Origin of the sequence: Streptomyces sp. NPDC048623, assembly GCF_040650755.1 — a bacterium.
GTDB lineage: Bacteria > Actinomycetota > Actinomycetes > Streptomycetales > Streptomycetaceae > Streptomyces.
This window is the reverse complement of record NZ_JBEZHV010000007.1, coordinates 32,289-48,068: the sequence shown is the minus strand read 5'-3', so window position 1 is coordinate 48,068 and position 15,780 is coordinate 32,289. Positions and strand designations below refer to the sequence as shown.

The window sequence follows — 15,780 nt, the reverse complement described above, 5'->3', positions numbered from 1 at the left end:
GGGCGGTCGAGGTGGGGCCGACCGCCGCCTCACGAGCGTATCGTGATGGTGACGACAGTCAACGGTTCGCGATAGCGTTATGGAGAGGGCCCGATGCCCGTATTCTCGCTCGATCCCGAACAGTCCACCTGGTGTGCGGAGCTGCGCGCGCTCGCCGCCGAGCAACTGCGGCCGGTCGCCGACAAGGGCGAACCGGGCCGGGTCAACCGTCCTCTCGTCACCGCGCTCGGCGCCCACGGCCTGATCGCCCGGCTCTTCGACTCGGGCGCGCTCGACCTGTGCCTGATGCGCGAGTCCCTCGCCCACGCCTGTACGGAGGCGGAGACGGCCCTCGCCCTCCAGGGCCTCGGCGCCCACCCGATCGCCGCCTTCGGCACCGCCGGGCAGCGCGACCGCTGGCTGCCCGAGGTCGTGGCGGGCCGCGCCGTCGCCGCCTTCGCCCTCTCCGAACCCGGCGCGGGCTCCGACGCCGCGGCCCTGGCCCTGGAGGCCGTACCCGATCCTGACGCGGACCCGGAGACCGGGGGCTGGCGGCTGTACGGGGAGAAGCGCTGGATCTCGAACGCGCCCGAGGCGGACGTGGTGACCGTGTTCGCCCGAACGGGCGACGAGCCCCGCGGGGCCCACGGCGTCACCGCCTTCCTGGTCCCGGGCGACCGGCCCGGGCTGGGCGGCGAGGCGCTGGACATGCTCGCCCCGCACGCGCTCGGCAGCCTGGTCTTCGACGGGGTCCGGGTCGGGCCCGAGGACGTCCTGGGAGAGCCGGGGCAGGGCTTCCGGGTCGCGATGCACACGCTCAACCTGTTCCGGCCGAGCGTCGGCGCCTTCGCCGTCGGCATGGCGCAGGCCGCGCTCGACGCGACCCTCGCGCACACCGCCGCCCGCCCCGCCTTCGGCGGCGTCCTCGCCGACCTCCAGGCCGTCGCCCACCAGGTCGCCGAGATGGCCACCCGCACGGAGGCCGCACGGCTCCTGGTGTACGCGGCGGCCGAGGCGTACGACCGGGGCGCCCCGGACGTCCCACGCCGCGCGGCCATGGCGAAGCTCCTCGCGACGGAGACCGCCCAGTACGTCGTCGACACCGCCGTCCAACTCCACGGCGCCCGCGCCCTCCAACGCGGCCACCTCCTCGAACACCTCTACCGCGAGGTCCGTGCCCCACGCATCTACGAGGGCGCGACGGAGGTCCAACGCACGATCATCGCGAAGGAGCTGTACGGGGCGGTGGGCACCGGGGCGGGGTCTGCGGGCCCCGTTCCGGGCCCGAGCCCGACCCTCGCCTCGGGGGCGGCGGCCCCGGAGGGCGGCTCCCCGGCGGGCCCCGTGGCCGCCGGGCCGAGTACCTCGGGCCCGGTCCCGGCCTCTGGGACCACCACGGACCCCGCCTCGGGTCCGGCGCCCGCGCCTGCAGCGGGGGCCGCTTCGGGCCCGAGCCCGACCCCCGCCGCGGGGGCGGCGAGCCCGGAGGGCCGCGCCCCGGCGACGGCGACGGCGTCGGCCGCGGCCTCGGCTTCGGGTCGGGCCTCTGCTACGGGCCCTGCCCCGGCGTCAGCGCCGGCCGCGGGCCCTGCCTCGGGTCCAAGCACGGCCCCCGCCCCGGGGGCGGCGAGCCCGGAGGGCCGCGCCCCGGCGACGGCGACGGCGACGGCCGCGGCCTCGGCTTCGGGCCGGGCCTCTGCTACGGGCCCTGCCCCGGCGTCAGCGCCGGCCGCGGGCCCTTCCTCGGGTCCAAGCCCGGCCCCCGCCCCGGAGGCGGCGGCCCCGGAGGGCTGCTCCCCGGCGGGGCCCGCGCCGGGACCAGAGCCCGCGCCCGCCGCGCGCCCCGCACCCACTCCGGCCCCCGCCACCGCGCCCGCCCCGGCAGGAGGCACCTCATGAGCCTGCACCGGCACAACCCCGCCGACCTCTCCCCGCCCACAGGCTTCAGCCACGCGGTCACCGCCACCGGCAGCCGGCTGGTCTTCCTGGCCGGGCAGACCAGCCTCGACCGGGACGGCAAGGTGACGGGGGAGAGCCTGCCCGAGCAGTTCGAGACGGCGCTGACGAACCTCCTCGTGGCGCTCCGGCACGCGGGCGGCTCGCCCGCCGATCTGGCCCGGGTCACCGTGTACGCCACGGATGTCGCCGCCTACCGGCACCACGCGCCCGAACTCGGGCGGATCTGGCGGCGGTTGGCGGGCCGGGACTATCCGGCGATGGCCGTCGTCGGAGTCGTACGGCTGTGGGACGATCAGGCCCTGGTGGAACTGGACGGCTTCGCGGTCGTGGACTGACGACCCCGGGGCCAACGGGTGACAGGGGGACTGGCGTGCCGCAGATCGAACTGACCGCGGGAACCGTGGAGTACGAGGACACCGGCGGCCCCGGCCCCGTGGTCGTCCTCCTCCACGGCCTGGTCCACGACGCGACCGTCTGGCGCGAGGTCACCGCCCGCCTCGCCCCGGACCACCGGGTGATCGCGCCCACGCTCCCGTACGGCTCGCACCGCATCGCGCTGCGGCCCGACGTACCGCTGTCCCCCGACTCCGTCATCGACCTGATCGGCGAACTCCTCGACCGGCTCGACCTGCACGAGGTCACCCTGGTCGAGAGCGACTGCGGCCGGGCGCAGACCGTCGCCGTCCGCCACCCCGCCCGCCTCGCCCGCCTCGTCCTCATCTCCTGCGAGGCCTTCGACAACTACCCGCCGGGGGTGCCCGGCAAGCTGATCGCGCTCGCCTGCCGGATCCCCGGCGGGGTCTCCCTCCTCGCCCGGATCCTCGGCCTGAAGCCCCTGCGCCGCCTCCCGGTCGGCATCGGCGCGCTCACCCGCCGCCCCGTACCGGACGCGGTCGTCGACGGCTGGCTGCGCCCGCTGCGCACGGATCCGGCCGTACGGCACGACTTCCGCCGCTACAACCTCGCCGTACGGAAGGACGAACTGCTGCGCGCGGCCGAGGGCCTGCGGTCCTTCGACCGCCCGGCGCTCGTGGTGTGGGCCGCCGACGACCTGATGATGCCGGTGGAGCACGGGCGGCGGCTGGCCGAGCTGTTGCCGCGCGGCCGGTACGTCGAGATCGCGGACGCGCGGACGCTGGTCGCCGAGGACCAGCCGGAGCGGCTGGCGGCGGAGCTGCGCGCGTTCGTGGCGGAGCCCGCCTGAGCCGTATCCGATCCGCCGTATCCGATCGGCCGTATCCGATCGGCCGTACCCGATCCCCGGTCTTGATCAACTGGTCGGCCCTGGGGGCGAGGCTTAGGGTCGAATGGTGGGTCGACCGGCCCACGGCTCCCTCCGGTGAGGGCGCGATGCGCCATGACTTCCCCCAAGCCGACCACCCCGCAGAAGACCGCGGTCCCGAAGAAGTCGGGAGGCGACGGCAAGGGCATCGCCCTGTTCGTCATCGCCTCGTGTCAGCTGATGGTGGTGCTCGACATCACCATCGTGAACATCGCGCTCCCGCACATCCAGAGCGCGCTGGACTTCTCCACCACCAGCCTGTCCTGGGTGGTCAACGCGTACACGCTGACCTTCGGCGGTCTGCTGCTGCTCGGCGGCCGCGCCGGTGACATCCTCGGCCGGCGCCGCGTCTTCATCTTCGGCGTGCTGCTGTTCGGCCTGGCCTCGCTGCTCGGCGGATTCGCGCAGGAGTCCTGGCAGTTGCTGGCCGCCCGCGCGTTGCAGGGCGTCGGCGGCGCGATCGCGTCACCGACCTCGCTGTCGCTGATCACGACCACCTTCGACGAGGGCCCCGAACGGAACAGGGCCTTCGGCGTGTTCGCGGGCGTCTCGGCGGCGGGCGGCGCGATCGGTCTGCTGGCCGGCGGCATGCTCGTCGAATGGCTCGACTGGCGCTGGGTGTTCTTCGTGAACGTGCCGATCGCCCTGCTCATCGCCTTCCTCACCCCGCGCCACGTCAAGGAGTCCGAACGCCACCCCGGCCACTTCGACCTGCTCGGCGCGCTCACCTCGACCCTGGGCATGGTGGCGCTGGTGTACGGCTTCATCCGCGCCGCGCAGGAGGGTTGGGGCGACCCGTGGACGATGGTCTCCTTCGCCGCGGCGATCGTGCTGCTCGTCAGCTTCGTGTTCATCGAGCGGCGCTCGCGGCAGCCGATCACCCCGCTGCACATGTTCGCGGACCGCAACCGGGCCGGCACGTACGGGATCATGCTCTGCCTCGCGGCGTCGATCTTCGGGATGTTCTTCTTCCTGACCCTGTTCGTCCAGGACGTCCTGCACTTCAGCCCGTTGCGCACGGGCCTCGCCTTCCTGCCGGTCAGCGCCGTGATCGCGGTCCTCGCGGGTGTCACCTCCCAGACCCTGCCCAGGCTCGGCCCGAAGCCCTTCATGGTGATGGGTTCGCTCTGCCTGGCGGCGGGCATGTCCTGGATGGCCCAGGTCGATGTCGACTCCACCTACGCCGGCAGCATCCTCGGCCCGATGCTGATCCTCAGCGCGGGCATGGGCATGATGTTCGTCTCGCTGACCCTGATGGCCCTCTCGGGCGTCGCACCGCACGAGGCGGGCGCCGGCTCCGGCCTCCTGAACGCCACCCAGCAGGTCGGCGGCTCCCTCGGCCTCTCCATCCTGGTCACCGTCTTCGGCACCGCCAGCCGCAACGAGGCCGACGACCAGGTCCCCGCCTTCCTCGCCCAGGCCAACCCCCTGGAGAAGGCCGAGTTCGCCAAGACCGGCCAACTCCCCCCACCCTTCAGCGACCAGGTCCTGACCAGCGGCGTCACCGCCGGCTTCGTCGTCGCGGCCGCCTTCGCCATCCTCGCCGCGATCATCTCCATCCTCGCCATCAAGGTCCGCCCCTCCGACATGGAACGCCTCAAGGGCGGCGCGATGATGCCGGGCGGGTGAGCGCGAGCTCCGCCGCCGGCGGGGCGAAGTAGCGTGACCCCAGGCCGCCGGACGGAAAGCGATCTCCGTCCGGCGGCCCCCGCCGTCGTCCCCTCGGAGCACCCCACCATGCACCCCGTCACCAGTGACAACCTGTACACGACCCTGCTGCGACAGCTCCCCGAGGTGCTGCCGTACGTCGAGGTCGCGGCCGAGCGGCAGGACCTGTGCGTCGCCGGCGTGTCCCACTGGGAGCAGCTCAACACCCACCCCGGCACCCTGCTGTCCGAGGTGCTCGCCCACCCGCTGTTCCTGCCCGCGCTCGCCGAGGGCCGGGACAGCGACTTCCTCACCCGCTGCTTCGCCTTCGTCGAGGCCCTTCTGGAGAGCCGGGGCGGATACCTTGAGGACACGGCCCACGACACCTTCATCGAACCCTGCCTGAAGAGCCGCGAGATGCTGGGCCGGGCCCTGGCGATGGCCCTTCCGCGCACCCGGCGGGAGCTGTGGGGGCTCGTCGAGGGCTGGAACATCACGCCGGACCCCGACTGGTCGCGCTGACTCAGATGTCCCGGAAGATCTCGATCTGCGCGCCGACCGAGTTCAGCCGCTCCGCCAGGTCCTCGTAGCCGCGGTTGATGACGTACACGTTGCGCAGCACCGAGGTGCCCTCCGCCGCCATCATCGCCAGCAGCACGACCACCGCCGGGCGCAGGGCCGGGGGGCACATCATTTCGGCGGCGCGCCAGCGGGTGGGGCCCTCGACCAGGACGCGGTGGGGGTCGAGGAGCTGGAGGCGGCCGCCGAGGCGGTTGAGGTCGGTGAGGTAGATGGCGCGGTTGTCGTAGACCCAGTCGTGGATCAGGGTCTTGCCCTGGGCCGTGGCCGCGATGGCCGCGAAGAAGGGGACGTTGTCGATGTTGAGGCCCGGGAAGGGCATCGGGTGGATCTTGTCGATCGGCGCCTCCAGTTTGGAGGGGCGGACCGTCAGGTCGACGAGGCGGGTGCGGCCGTTGTCGGCGGGGTACTCGGGGGTGCGGTCGTGGTCGAGGCCCATCTCCTCCAGGACCGCGAGCTCGATCTCCATGAACTCGACCGGGACCCGGCGGATCGTCAGTTCCGACTCCGTGACGACGGCCGCGGCGAGCAGACTCATCGCCTCGACCGGGTCCTCGGAGGGGGAGTAGTCGACGTCCACGTCGATCTGCGGCACGCCGTGCACGGTCAGCGTGGTGGTGCCGATGCCGTCGACCCGTACGCCCAGGGCCTCCAGGAAGAAGCACAGGTCCTGGACCATGTAGTTGGAGGAGGCGTTGCGGATGACGGTGACGCCGTCGTGGCGGGCGGCGGCGAGGAGGGCGTTCTCGGTCACCGTGTCGCCGCGCTCGGTCAGGACGATCGGGCGGTCGGGGGAGACGCCCGGCTCGACCTGGGCGTGGTACTGGTTGTCGGTGGCCGTGACGGCCAGGCCGAAGCGGCGCAGCGCGATCATGTGCGGCTCGATGGTGCGGGTGCCGAGGTCGCAGCCGCCCGCGTACGGGAGCTTGAAGCGGTCCAGGCGGTGCAGCAGCGGGCCGAGGAACATGATGATCGAGCGGGTGCGGATGGCGGCCTCGGCGTCGATGGACTCCATGTCCAGCTCGGCCGGCGGCACGATCTCCAGGTCGACGCCCTCGTTGATCCACCGGGTGCGGACGCCGATGGAGTTGAGCACTTCGAGGAGCCGGAAGACCTCCTCGATACGGGCGACCCGGCGCAGCACCGTGCGGCCCTTGTTGAGCAGCGAGGCGCACAGCAGCGCGACGCACGCGTTCTTGCTGGTCTTGACGTCGATCGCGCCGGAGAGCCGGCGGCGGCCCACGACGCGCAGGTGCATCGGGCCGGCGTAGCCGAGGGAGACGATCTCGCTGTCGAGAGCTTCGCCGATGCGGGCGATCATCTCAAGGCTGATGTTCTGATTGCCGCGTTCGATCCGGTTGACGGCGCTCTGGCTGGTGGCCAGGGCCTCGGCGAGCTGCGTCTGGGTCCAGCCGCGGTGCTGCCGTGCGTCACGGATGAGCTTGCCGATGCGTACGAGGTAGTCGTCTGCCATGGCGTCACGTTATCTCAGATATGAGATGTGTCGATCATCGGGATGCGGCGTACGGGTGACGTTTTGTTACCTGTGAGCCAGTATGACCGATTTGGTCTACGGGGGGAGCTACGCGGGGAGGTCGTGCGCCGTGGGGTGTCGCGGCTCGTACAGCGGCACCTCCGTCCCGCTCGGCAGCCGTACCGCCGCGAGAAGGCCCCACCGCTGCTCGGTGATGGCCCGTGAGATCACCGCACCCTTGTCCTCCAGGGCCGTGAGGGTGCCGGTGAGGTCCTCGCACATCAGATAGACCTCGGGCCTTGTCTCGCCGCCCTCGGCCGGATGGACCGCGACCTCGGCGGGGGGCAGCTTGAAGATCAGCCAGCCCCGCCCGGCGTCCACGTGCGGGAAGCCGATGACGTCGCGGAGGAAGGCCCGGTCGGCCTCCGCGTCCTGGCTGTAGAAGGTGACGTGCACGCCGCTGAACATGCTCCGATCCTCCGCCCGCCCCGGACCCCGGGCAACGCGCACGCGCCCGAACGGGCGGCCCGGGGCGACCCGGGGCGACCCGTCCGGAGTGCCTCGTCCGAAGAGTCCCGTGAAGAGTCTCCGCGAAGGGTCTCCGTGAAGAGTCTCCGTACGGCCTACACGGTGCGCGCCCGATCCCGCCGATAGGCATACAGGCCGACAGTGTCTCGTATGAGTATTCGGAGGTCCCACGCATGGGCGAATTCCTGGTCAATACGTCGACGGCGGGCATCCAGCACCAGCCTGCCGTGGCCGCCTTCCGCGGCACCCACTATCTGGCCGTCTGGAACGACACCCGGACCGCCGAGATCAAGGCGCAGGTGTTCCAGACGAACGGAAACCGCTCCGGCTCCGAATTCGTCGTCAACGGCGCCGCCGCGGTACCGAACAACACCGACCGCGAGCATCCGGTGGTCGTCGGAACCGGGGGCGGCCCGGTGGTCGCCTGGGTCGAGAAGGCCTTCAACCCTCCGGGCCCGGTACCCCATGTGAAGGCGCAGAGATTCAACCTCGACGGCCAGAAGATCGGCACCGAGCTCCAGGTCAGCACGGCCGACGTCGACCCGATGCACCGCCCCGCCGTCACGAACATGGTCGACGGCGGGTTCCTGGTCACCTGGGTGGACGCGGACTCGACGCGACGGATCAGGGCCCAGCGCTTCAGCATCGACGGGGCGCGGAAGGGTGCCGAGTTCACCGTCAACACGAGCGCGGGTTTCCACCGCGGGCCCGTGGCGACCACGCTGGGCAACGGCAATTACGTCGTGGCGTGGCGGACCGACCCCGTTCCTCCGGGCGGGGGCCGCCTCGTCTTCCGCATTTTCGATCTGGCGGGGAATCCCGTCACCGGCGAGATCGCTCCGGACGTCTCCGGATTCAGTGACGAGAAGGCCATGACCGCGCTCGACGGCGACAGCCGCTTCGTCATCGCCCACGTACGGGATCTGGGAGAGAGCGACATCGGAGAACGAAAGAGTGTCGTCAAGGCCCATGTCTTCACGTCCGGCGGCGCCGGACCGGACATCAGCTTCTTCGCGACCGACGCGGACGGAATCAACTCCAGGTTCCCGGCACTCGGCTTCCTGCCCGGCAAGCGGTTTCTCCTGGGCTGGGTGCAGAAGAGCGCCGAGACGGTCGCCACGACGCCCACCGTCCGGGCCAGGGTCTTCTTCGACGGCGCGGGAACGGGCGGCCAGGAGATCCAGGTCGACGCCGGCGTCGGCGCCGCCCCCGAGGTCGACCGCTTCCAGCTCCGCACGGCGACGGCCTTCGGCGGCGGCGACGCCACGACGGCCTTCGTGACATGGGCGGATGAAGGGGGCAGCGGCGACACTTCGGACTTCGCGGTACGCGGACGGATCCTGAACGTGAGTGACGTGGGCGGCCTGTCGTGACCGTGGTCGTGCCCGGCGTGCGGCCACGATGTGAGCGGTCAGCGGTCCGGGCATGACCGACCGCCGGTCATGTACTAGAGTTATCTCGACATCGAGATATCTGCCGAGGCGCACCGCGGCCGCACGCCGGCATCGGTCCGGCGGTAAGGACTACCTAACTTAGTCTTACCTTAGCGGACTGGCGACGTGGCGTGGCGGCAGGATGCGGTGGAACGCGCACATATATGAAGGAGACTGTCGTGTCGGCGAACAGCTTCGACGCCCGCAGCACGCTGCGCGTGGGCGACGAGTCGTACGAGATCTTCCGGCTGGACAAGGTCGAGGGCTCCGCGCGCCTCCCTTACAGCCTGAAGGTTCTCCTGGAGAACCTGCTCCGCACCGAGGACGGCGCGAACATCACCGCCGACCACATCCGGGCCCTCGGCAACTGGGACTCCCAGGCCCAGCCGAGCCAGGAGATCCAGTTCACGCCGGCGCGCGTGATCATGCAGGACTTCACCGGTGTCCCCTGTGTCGTCGACCTCGCCACCATGCGTGAGGCCGTCGCGGCGCTCGGCGGCGACCCGGCGAAGATCAACCCGCTCTCCCCGGCCGAGATGGTCATCGACCACTCCGTCATCGCCGACAAGTTCGGCACCAACGACGCGTTCGCGCAGAACGTCGAGCTGGAGTACGGCCGCAACAAGGAGCGCTACCAGTTCCTGCGCTGGGGCCAGACCGCGTTCGACGACTTCAAGGTCGTCCCGCCGGGCACCGGCATCGTCCACCAGGTGAACATCGAGCACCTGGCCCGCACCGTCATGGTCCGCAACGGCCAGGCGTACCCCGACACCCTCGTCGGCACCGACTCCCACACCACCATGGTCAACGGCCTCGGTGTGCTCGGCTGGGGCGTCGGCGGCATCGAGGCCGAGGCCGCCATGCTCGGCCAGCCGGTCTCCATGCTCATCCCGCGCGTCGTCGGCTTCAAGCTGACCGGTGAGCTGCCCACCGGCACCACCGCCACCGACCTCGTGCTGACCATCACCGAGATGCTGCGCAAGCACGGTGTCGTCGGCAAGTTCGTCGAGTTCTACGGTGAGGGCGTCGCCGCCACCTCCCTCGCGAACCGCGCCACCATCGGCAACATGTCTCCGGAGTTCGGCTCCACCGCCGCGGTCTTCCCGATCGACGACGAGACCCTGAACTACCTCAAGCTCACCGGCCGCTCCGAGCAGCAGGTCGCGCTCGTCGAGGCGTACGCCAAGGAGCAGGGCCTCTGGCTCGACCCGAAGGCCGAGCCGGACTTCTCCGAGAAGCTGGAGCTCGACCTCTCCACGGTCGTCCCGTCGATCGCCGGCCCGAAGCGCCCGCAGGACCGCATCGTCCTCGCGAACGCCGCCGAGCAGTTCAAGACCGACGTCCTCAACTACGTCACCACCGCCGACGAGGCCGAGCTGGAGTCCTTCCCGGCCTCCGACGCCCCGGCCAACCACCCGAACGGTGGCGCCCCGTCGAACCCGGTCCAGGTCACCGCCCCCGACGGCACGACCTACACCCTCGACCACGGTGCGGTGACGGTCGCGGCCATCACCTCCTGCACCAACACCTCGAACCCGTACGTCATGGTCGCCGCCGCGCTCGTCGCGAAGAAGGCCGTGGAGAAGGGCCTGACCCGCAAGCCGTGGGTCAAGACCACCCTCGCCCCGGGCTCGAAGGTCGTCACCGACTACTTCGACAAGGCGGGCCTCACCCCGTACCTCGACAAGGTCGGCTTCAACCTCGTCGGCTACGGCTGCACCACCTGCATCGGCAACTCCGGCCCGCTGCCGGAGGAGGTCTCCAAGGCCGTCAACGAGCACGACCTGGCCGTGACCTCGGTGCTCTCGGGCAACCGCAACTTCGAGGGTCGCATCAACCCCGACGTCAAGATGAACTACCTGGCCTCCCCGCCGCTGGTCGTCGCGTACGCCATCGCGGGCTCCATGAAGGTGGACATCACCAAGGACGCGCTCGGTGTCGACACCGAGGGCAACGCGGTCTACCTCAAGGACATCTGGCCCTCCGAGGCCGAGGTGAACGACGTCGTCGCCAACGCCATCGGCGAGGACATGTTCTCCAAGTCCTACCAGGACGTCTTCGCCGGCGACGCCCAGTGGCAGGCGCTGTCGATCCCGACCGGCAACACCTTCGAGTGGGACGCCGAGTCGACCTACGTCCGCAAGCCCCCGTACTTCGAGGGCATGACGATGGAGACCACCCCGGTCACGGACATCACGGGCGCCCGCGTGCTCGCGAAGCTCGGCGACTCGGTCACCACCGACCACATCTCCCCGGCCGGTGCCATCAAGGCCGACACCCCGGCCGGCAAGTACCTCACCGAGCACGGTGTGGAGCGTCGTGACTTCAACTCCTACGGCTCGCGCCGAGGCAACCACGAGGTCATGATCCGCGGCACCTTCGCCAACATCCGCCTGCGCAACCAGATCGCGCCGGGCACCGAGGGCGGCTTCACCCGCGACTTCACCCAGGCCGACGGTCCGGTGTCGTTCATCTACGACGCCTCGCAGAACTACCAGGCCGCCGGCACCCCGCTGGTCATCCTCGGTGGCAAGGAGTACGGCTCCGGCTCGTCCCGCGACTGGGCGGCCAAGGGCACGGCCCTCCTCGGCGTCAAGGCCGTCATCACCGAGTCGTACGAGCGCATCCACCGCTCGAACCTCATCGGCATGGGCGTCCTGCCGCTGCAGTTCCCGGCCGGCCAGAACGCCGACTCCCTCGGCCTGACCGGCGAGGAGACCTTCTCCATCACCGGCATCACCGAGCTGAACGACGGCACCACGCCGAGCACGGTCAAGGTCACCACCGACACTGGTGTCGAGTTCGACGCGGTCGTCCGCATCGACACCCCCGGTGAGGCGGACTACTACCGCAACGGCGGCATCATGCAGTACGTGCTGCGCAACCTGATCCGCGGCTAAGGATCAGCAGTAGCGCAGAAGTAAGGGCCGGTCTCCATGGAGACCGGCCCTTACGCATGGCCAGGTCAGCCGAGGAGTTCGATCTCCGCCAGCTCACCCGAACCCGTCGCCACCAGGCGGTACTTCGCGTACGCCCCCGGCTTCGCCACCGAGAACACCCGGGTCTGGCGCGCCCACGCGAACGACTCACCCGACCGCCGGTCCAGGTCCGCCCACGTCACGCCGTCCACCGAGCCCTGGAGCACCCAGCCGGCAGGCGCCTTCGTCCGGTCCGCCGACGAGGTGAGCGTGTACTGGACCGCCCGCACCGGACCGGACACCGGAAGCTCCACAGAACCAGCCACCGGCCCCGCCGTCACCGACGTGTCGTCGAACAGCGGACCCGCAGGCCCCGCGGCCTTGATCAGATCCGCCCGCGGCGCCGGCACCTTGTCGTCCTTGGTGATCGACACCGGGCCCGCCGAGGCGCCCGTGCCCCACGCCGACGGCTTCGGGCCCATGTCGAACTTCAGGGTCCCGCCCTTCGCGAGCAGCTCGTGCGGCAGCGCCGTCGAGTTCCACGCCACGCCGTTCAGCTTCACGCCCTGCACGTAGATGTTCCGGGCGCTGTTGCGCGGTGCCTCCACGACCAGCGTGCGGCCGTTGTCCATCCGCACCGTCGCCTTCGTGAAGAGCGGCGAGCCGATCGCGTACTCCCCGCTGCCCATCACCAGCGGATAGAAGCCGAGCGCCGAGAAGAGGAACCAGGCCGACTGCTCGCCGTTGTCCTCGTCGCCGTGGTAGCCCTGCCCGATCTCGCTGCCGGTGTAGAGCCGGGACAGCACCTCGCGGACCTTCTCCGCCGTCTTCCACGGCTGCCCGGCCGCGTCGTACATGTACGGCACGTGGTGCGCGACCTGGTTGGAGTGCCCGTACATGCCCATCCGCACGTCCCGGGCCTCGGTCATCTCGTGGATGACGCTGCCGTACGAGCCGGCCACGTCCGGCGAAGCCGTCTCGGGCGTCGAGAAGTACAGGTCCAGCTTCTTGGCGAGGCCGGAGCGCCCGCCGTACAGACTGGCCAGACCGCGCGAGTCCTGCGGCACGGCGAAGGCCGCGCCCCAGCCGTTGGTCTCGGTGTAGTCGTAGCCCCAGATCCTCGGGTCGTACGACTCCGAGGGCACCCGCCAGGCGCCCTGCGCGTCCCGGCCCTGGAAGAAACCGGCCTTCGTGTCGAAGAGCGCCACGTACTTCCGGGCCCGGTCGAGGAAGTAGGCCGACTCCTCGGCGTACCGCTTCTCGCCGGTCTTCCTGTAGAGCGCCTGGCCCATCCTCGCGATGCCGTAGTCGTTGAGGTAGCCCTCCAGGGACCAGGACATGCCCTCGGCGGTCGCGGTCGACGCGTAGCCGGTGAAGGGGGAGGTCTCCATGCCCTTGCGGCCGACCCCGCGGCTCGGCGGGGCGACGGTCGCGTTCTTCAGGGCCGCCTCGTACGCCGCCTCCGCGTCGAAGTCGACGCCCTTGACGTACGCGTCCGCGAAGGCCACGTCCGACGAGGTGCCGGTCATCAGGTCCGCGTAGCCGGGGGAGGACCAGCGGGAGATCCAGCCGCCGTCCTTGTACTGCTGCACGAAGCCGTCGACCAGCTCACCCGCCTTGTTCGGGGTGAGGAAGGAGTAGGCCGGCCAGGTGGTGCGATAGGTGTCCCAGAAGCCGTTGTTGACGTACGCCTTGCCGTCGACGATCTTCGCGCCGGTACGGGTCGGGGTGTCCGGCCCGGCCGGGGCGCTGAAGGGGCTGGCGTACTTGTACGTCGAACCGACCTTCTCCGAGGCCGAGTTGGGGTACAGGTACAGCCGGTACAGGCTGGAGTAGAGCGTCACCAGCTGGGCGTGGCTCGCGCCCTCCACCGTCACCCGGCCGAGCACCTCGTCCCAGGCGTCCTGCGCCCGCTCGCGCACGGTGTCGAAGGAGGTGCCCTCCGGGATCTCGTCGGCGAGGTTGGCCTTCGCCTGGTCCACGGAGATCAGCGAGGTCGCGATCCGCAGGTTCACCGTGCGGTCCGCGCCCGCGTCGAAGCGGAGGCGGCCCTTCACGCCCTGCGCCGCGGAGTCCGTGACCGGCGCGTCGAAGACGCCGTACACGAACATCCGGCCCGCGCCCGTCGACAGCCCGCTCTTCACGTCCGAGAAGCCGGTGAAGGAACGGGTCGCCGGGTCGAGGGTCAGCCCGCCCTGGTCGGTGACGTTGTCGAGGACCACGCTCGCGTCGTCACCGGGGAAGCGGAAGCGCATCACGGCCGCGTGGTCCGACGGCGCCACCTCCGCCTTCAGACCGTTGGTGAAGGTGACCCCGTACGCGTACGGCTTCGCCGACTCGTCGGTGTGCCGGAACGGCAGCGCGCGGGCCCCCTTGTCGGTCGGCGCGGTGCCGGCCGCCGCCGAGGGCATCACCTGGAAGGTCTGCCGGTCGCCCATCCAGGGGCTGGGCTGATGGCTGACGGACAGCGCCTGGAGGGCCGGCAGATTGTCCGCGTTGTTGCCGCGCGCGTACTCGTAGATCCAGCTCTGCGTGGACGCGTTGGTCACCGGCGTCCAGAAGTTGAAGCCATGGGGCACGGCCGCGGCGGGGAAGGTGTTGCCGCGCGAGAAGGAGCCGGAGGAGTGGGTGCCGCGGGTCGTCGAGGCGTACTCCGACAGGCGCGCGTAGGGCTCCTGCGGGGTCTTCGGCGCGATCGAGACGTCGTCGATCCAGCCCTGGAACTTGCCCGGACCCTTGGGGGAGTCGTACGCCACCAGGATCCGGTCCACGGTCTTTCCGTCGGCGACCTCGCCGATCCGGGCCGTGACCTGGTTCCACTGGTTGACGTAGAGGCGCTTGGCCGCGCCCTGGCCCTGCGGGGTGAGCGGCCCGCCGTACGAGTCCGTCGCGCCGAGCTCGCTCAGATAGGTGCCGTCGGTGAAGGCGAGGTCCACGGAGACGTTCGTGGCCGGATAGTTCAGGTCGGTCTCGGAGGCCGACATCGACGGGAAGATCTTGTACGAGAGCTCGGTGTTGCGGACGATCCGGGTGTCGACGTCGAAGACCTTGTTGTACGAGTACGCCCGGCCCTCGCCCTGGTGGGTGCCCGCGTAGCGCAGCGCCCGCTTCCCGGTGTAGCCGGCCCCGGCCTTGGCGGTGGGGGAGCCGCTGGGGCCGCGGTCGACGGCGCTGCGCATCTCCTCGGGGACGGGCTGGGAGGTGTCGCCGTTCGAGAACTGGAGGTCGGCGAGCTGGGTCAGGCCCGCGCCCGCGTTCTTCGTGATCTCCAGGCGGTAGTGGGCGTAGGAAGCCCCGGCACCGCCGGCCGCGCCCGGGATGTCGTACGTCTTCGTCTCGAAGCGCTTCGCGAAGCTCTCGCCGCTGCGGGTGTCGAGGACGGTCCAGGTCTTCCCGTCGGCCGAGCCCTTGAGGGTCCAGTCCTTCGGGTCGCGCTCGGCGGCGTCGTTGGCCGAGGTCAGCGCGTAGCTCGCGAGCCTCACCGGCTCGTCGGTGTCGAACTCGAGCCAGGCGGTGGGCTCGAAGACCAGCCATTTTGTGCCGGGTTGGAGGTCGACCAGGTTCTCCTTGACCTCGCCCGCGCCCGCGTTCTCGCCGCTGGCCCGTACGTCGGTGACCCGGTCGGTCACATTGCCCGGAATTCCGGTGACGAATCCGCCGTCGACACCGGATGCGCGCTTGGTTCCGTCGGGGCCGACGTCGACGGTGTTCCGCCAGGTCGGCTGGGTTTCGTCCGCTTCGAAGGAGCTGCTGAACTCCCGTGCGGTGGTGCCGGATGCGGAGGTGTCGGATTCACCCGATCGGCCCGGAAGCGCCTGAGCCACCGTAGGGGTGAGGCTCAGGACCAGTGCCGCCGAGGCCGCAAGAGAGACCGCTCTGAGATGGGGGCGCATGCCGTGTCGTCGCTCCTGCCGCTGGTTCTAGACAACGTTGTCAATCCGATTGCGCGAGCACCCAGGAAAGGGGTGAAGGATGCCTGGT

The 15,780-nt window shown here is 70.7% G+C and carries 9 protein-coding genes and 1 pseudogene; 7 read left to right on the top strand and 3 right to left on the bottom strand.

Going from position 1 to position 15,780, the window contains the following annotated elements:
- Positions 1 to 93: 93 nt before the first annotated feature.
- The 5 genes and pseudogenes from AB0C73_RS12590 to AB0C73_RS12570 all read left to right on the top strand — a co-directional run.
- Positions 94 to 1,218 (top strand): annotated as a pseudogene (locus AB0C73_RS12590) (acyl-CoA dehydrogenase); the annotation flags it as partial.
- A gap of 656 nt (positions 1,219 to 1,874) precedes the next feature.
- Positions 1,875 to 2,273: a RidA family protein gene (locus tag AB0C73_RS12585; protein WP_362528130.1), complete on the top strand. Its 399-nt coding sequence runs from the start codon at positions 1,875 to 1,877 to the stop codon at positions 2,271 to 2,273.
- A gap of 35 nt (positions 2,274 to 2,308) precedes the next feature.
- Complete coding sequence (locus AB0C73_RS12580; RefSeq protein ID WP_362528128.1) at positions 2,309 to 3,142, top strand: alpha/beta hydrolase; 834 nt, start codon at positions 2,309 to 2,311, stop codon at positions 3,140 to 3,142.
- A 153-nt stretch (positions 3,143 to 3,295) separates the two neighbouring features.
- Positions 3,296 to 4,849 carry an MFS transporter gene (locus AB0C73_RS12575; RefSeq protein ID WP_362528125.1) on the top strand — a complete coding sequence of 518 codons (1,554 nt, stop codon included), beginning with the start codon at positions 3,296 to 3,298 and terminating at the stop codon, positions 4,847 to 4,849.
- 108 nt (positions 4,850 to 4,957) lie between these two features.
- A complete protein-coding gene (locus AB0C73_RS12570; RefSeq protein WP_362528122.1) occupies positions 4,958 to 5,389 on the top strand; it encodes a hypothetical protein in 432 nt (143 codons plus the stop codon).
- A gap of 1 nt (position 5,390) precedes the next feature.
- Here AB0C73_RS12570 and AB0C73_RS12565 read toward each other — a convergent pair whose 3' ends face one another.
- Both AB0C73_RS12565 and AB0C73_RS12560 read right to left on the bottom strand, forming a co-directional pair.
- On the bottom strand, positions 5,391 to 6,920 hold the full coding sequence (locus AB0C73_RS12565) for a UDP-N-acetylglucosamine 1-carboxyvinyltransferase (protein ID WP_362528120.1): 1,530 nt from the start codon (positions 6,918 to 6,920) through the stop codon (positions 5,391 to 5,393).
- Positions 6,921 to 7,028: 108 nt separating this feature from the next.
- A complete protein-coding gene (locus AB0C73_RS12560) occupies positions 7,029 to 7,388 on the bottom strand; it encodes an extradiol dioxygenase (RefSeq protein ID WP_362528117.1) in 360 nt (119 codons plus the stop codon).
- Positions 7,389 to 7,621: 233 nt separating this feature from the next.
- On the opposite strand from AB0C73_RS12560, the gene AB0C73_RS12555 reads away from it, so the two are divergent.
- Positions 7,622 to 8,821 (top strand): hypothetical protein, encoded by a 1,200-nt coding sequence (locus AB0C73_RS12555; RefSeq protein WP_362528115.1) that lies wholly within the window; start codon positions 7,622 to 7,624, stop codon positions 8,819 to 8,821.
- 239 nt (positions 8,822 to 9,060) lie between these two features.
- On the top strand, positions 9,061 to 11,781 hold the full coding sequence (gene acnA / locus AB0C73_RS12550) for an aconitate hydratase AcnA (protein ID WP_362528113.1): 2,721 nt from the start codon (positions 9,061 to 9,063) through the stop codon (positions 11,779 to 11,781).
- A 65-nt stretch (positions 11,782 to 11,846) separates the two neighbouring features.
- On the opposite strand, the gene AB0C73_RS12545 is transcribed toward acnA, so the two are convergent.
- Positions 11,847 to 15,692 carry a GH92 family glycosyl hydrolase gene (locus AB0C73_RS12545; protein WP_362528110.1) on the bottom strand — a complete coding sequence of 1,282 codons (3,846 nt, stop codon included), beginning with the start codon at positions 15,690 to 15,692 and terminating at the stop codon, positions 11,847 to 11,849.
- Positions 15,693 to 15,780 lie beyond the last annotated feature (88 nt).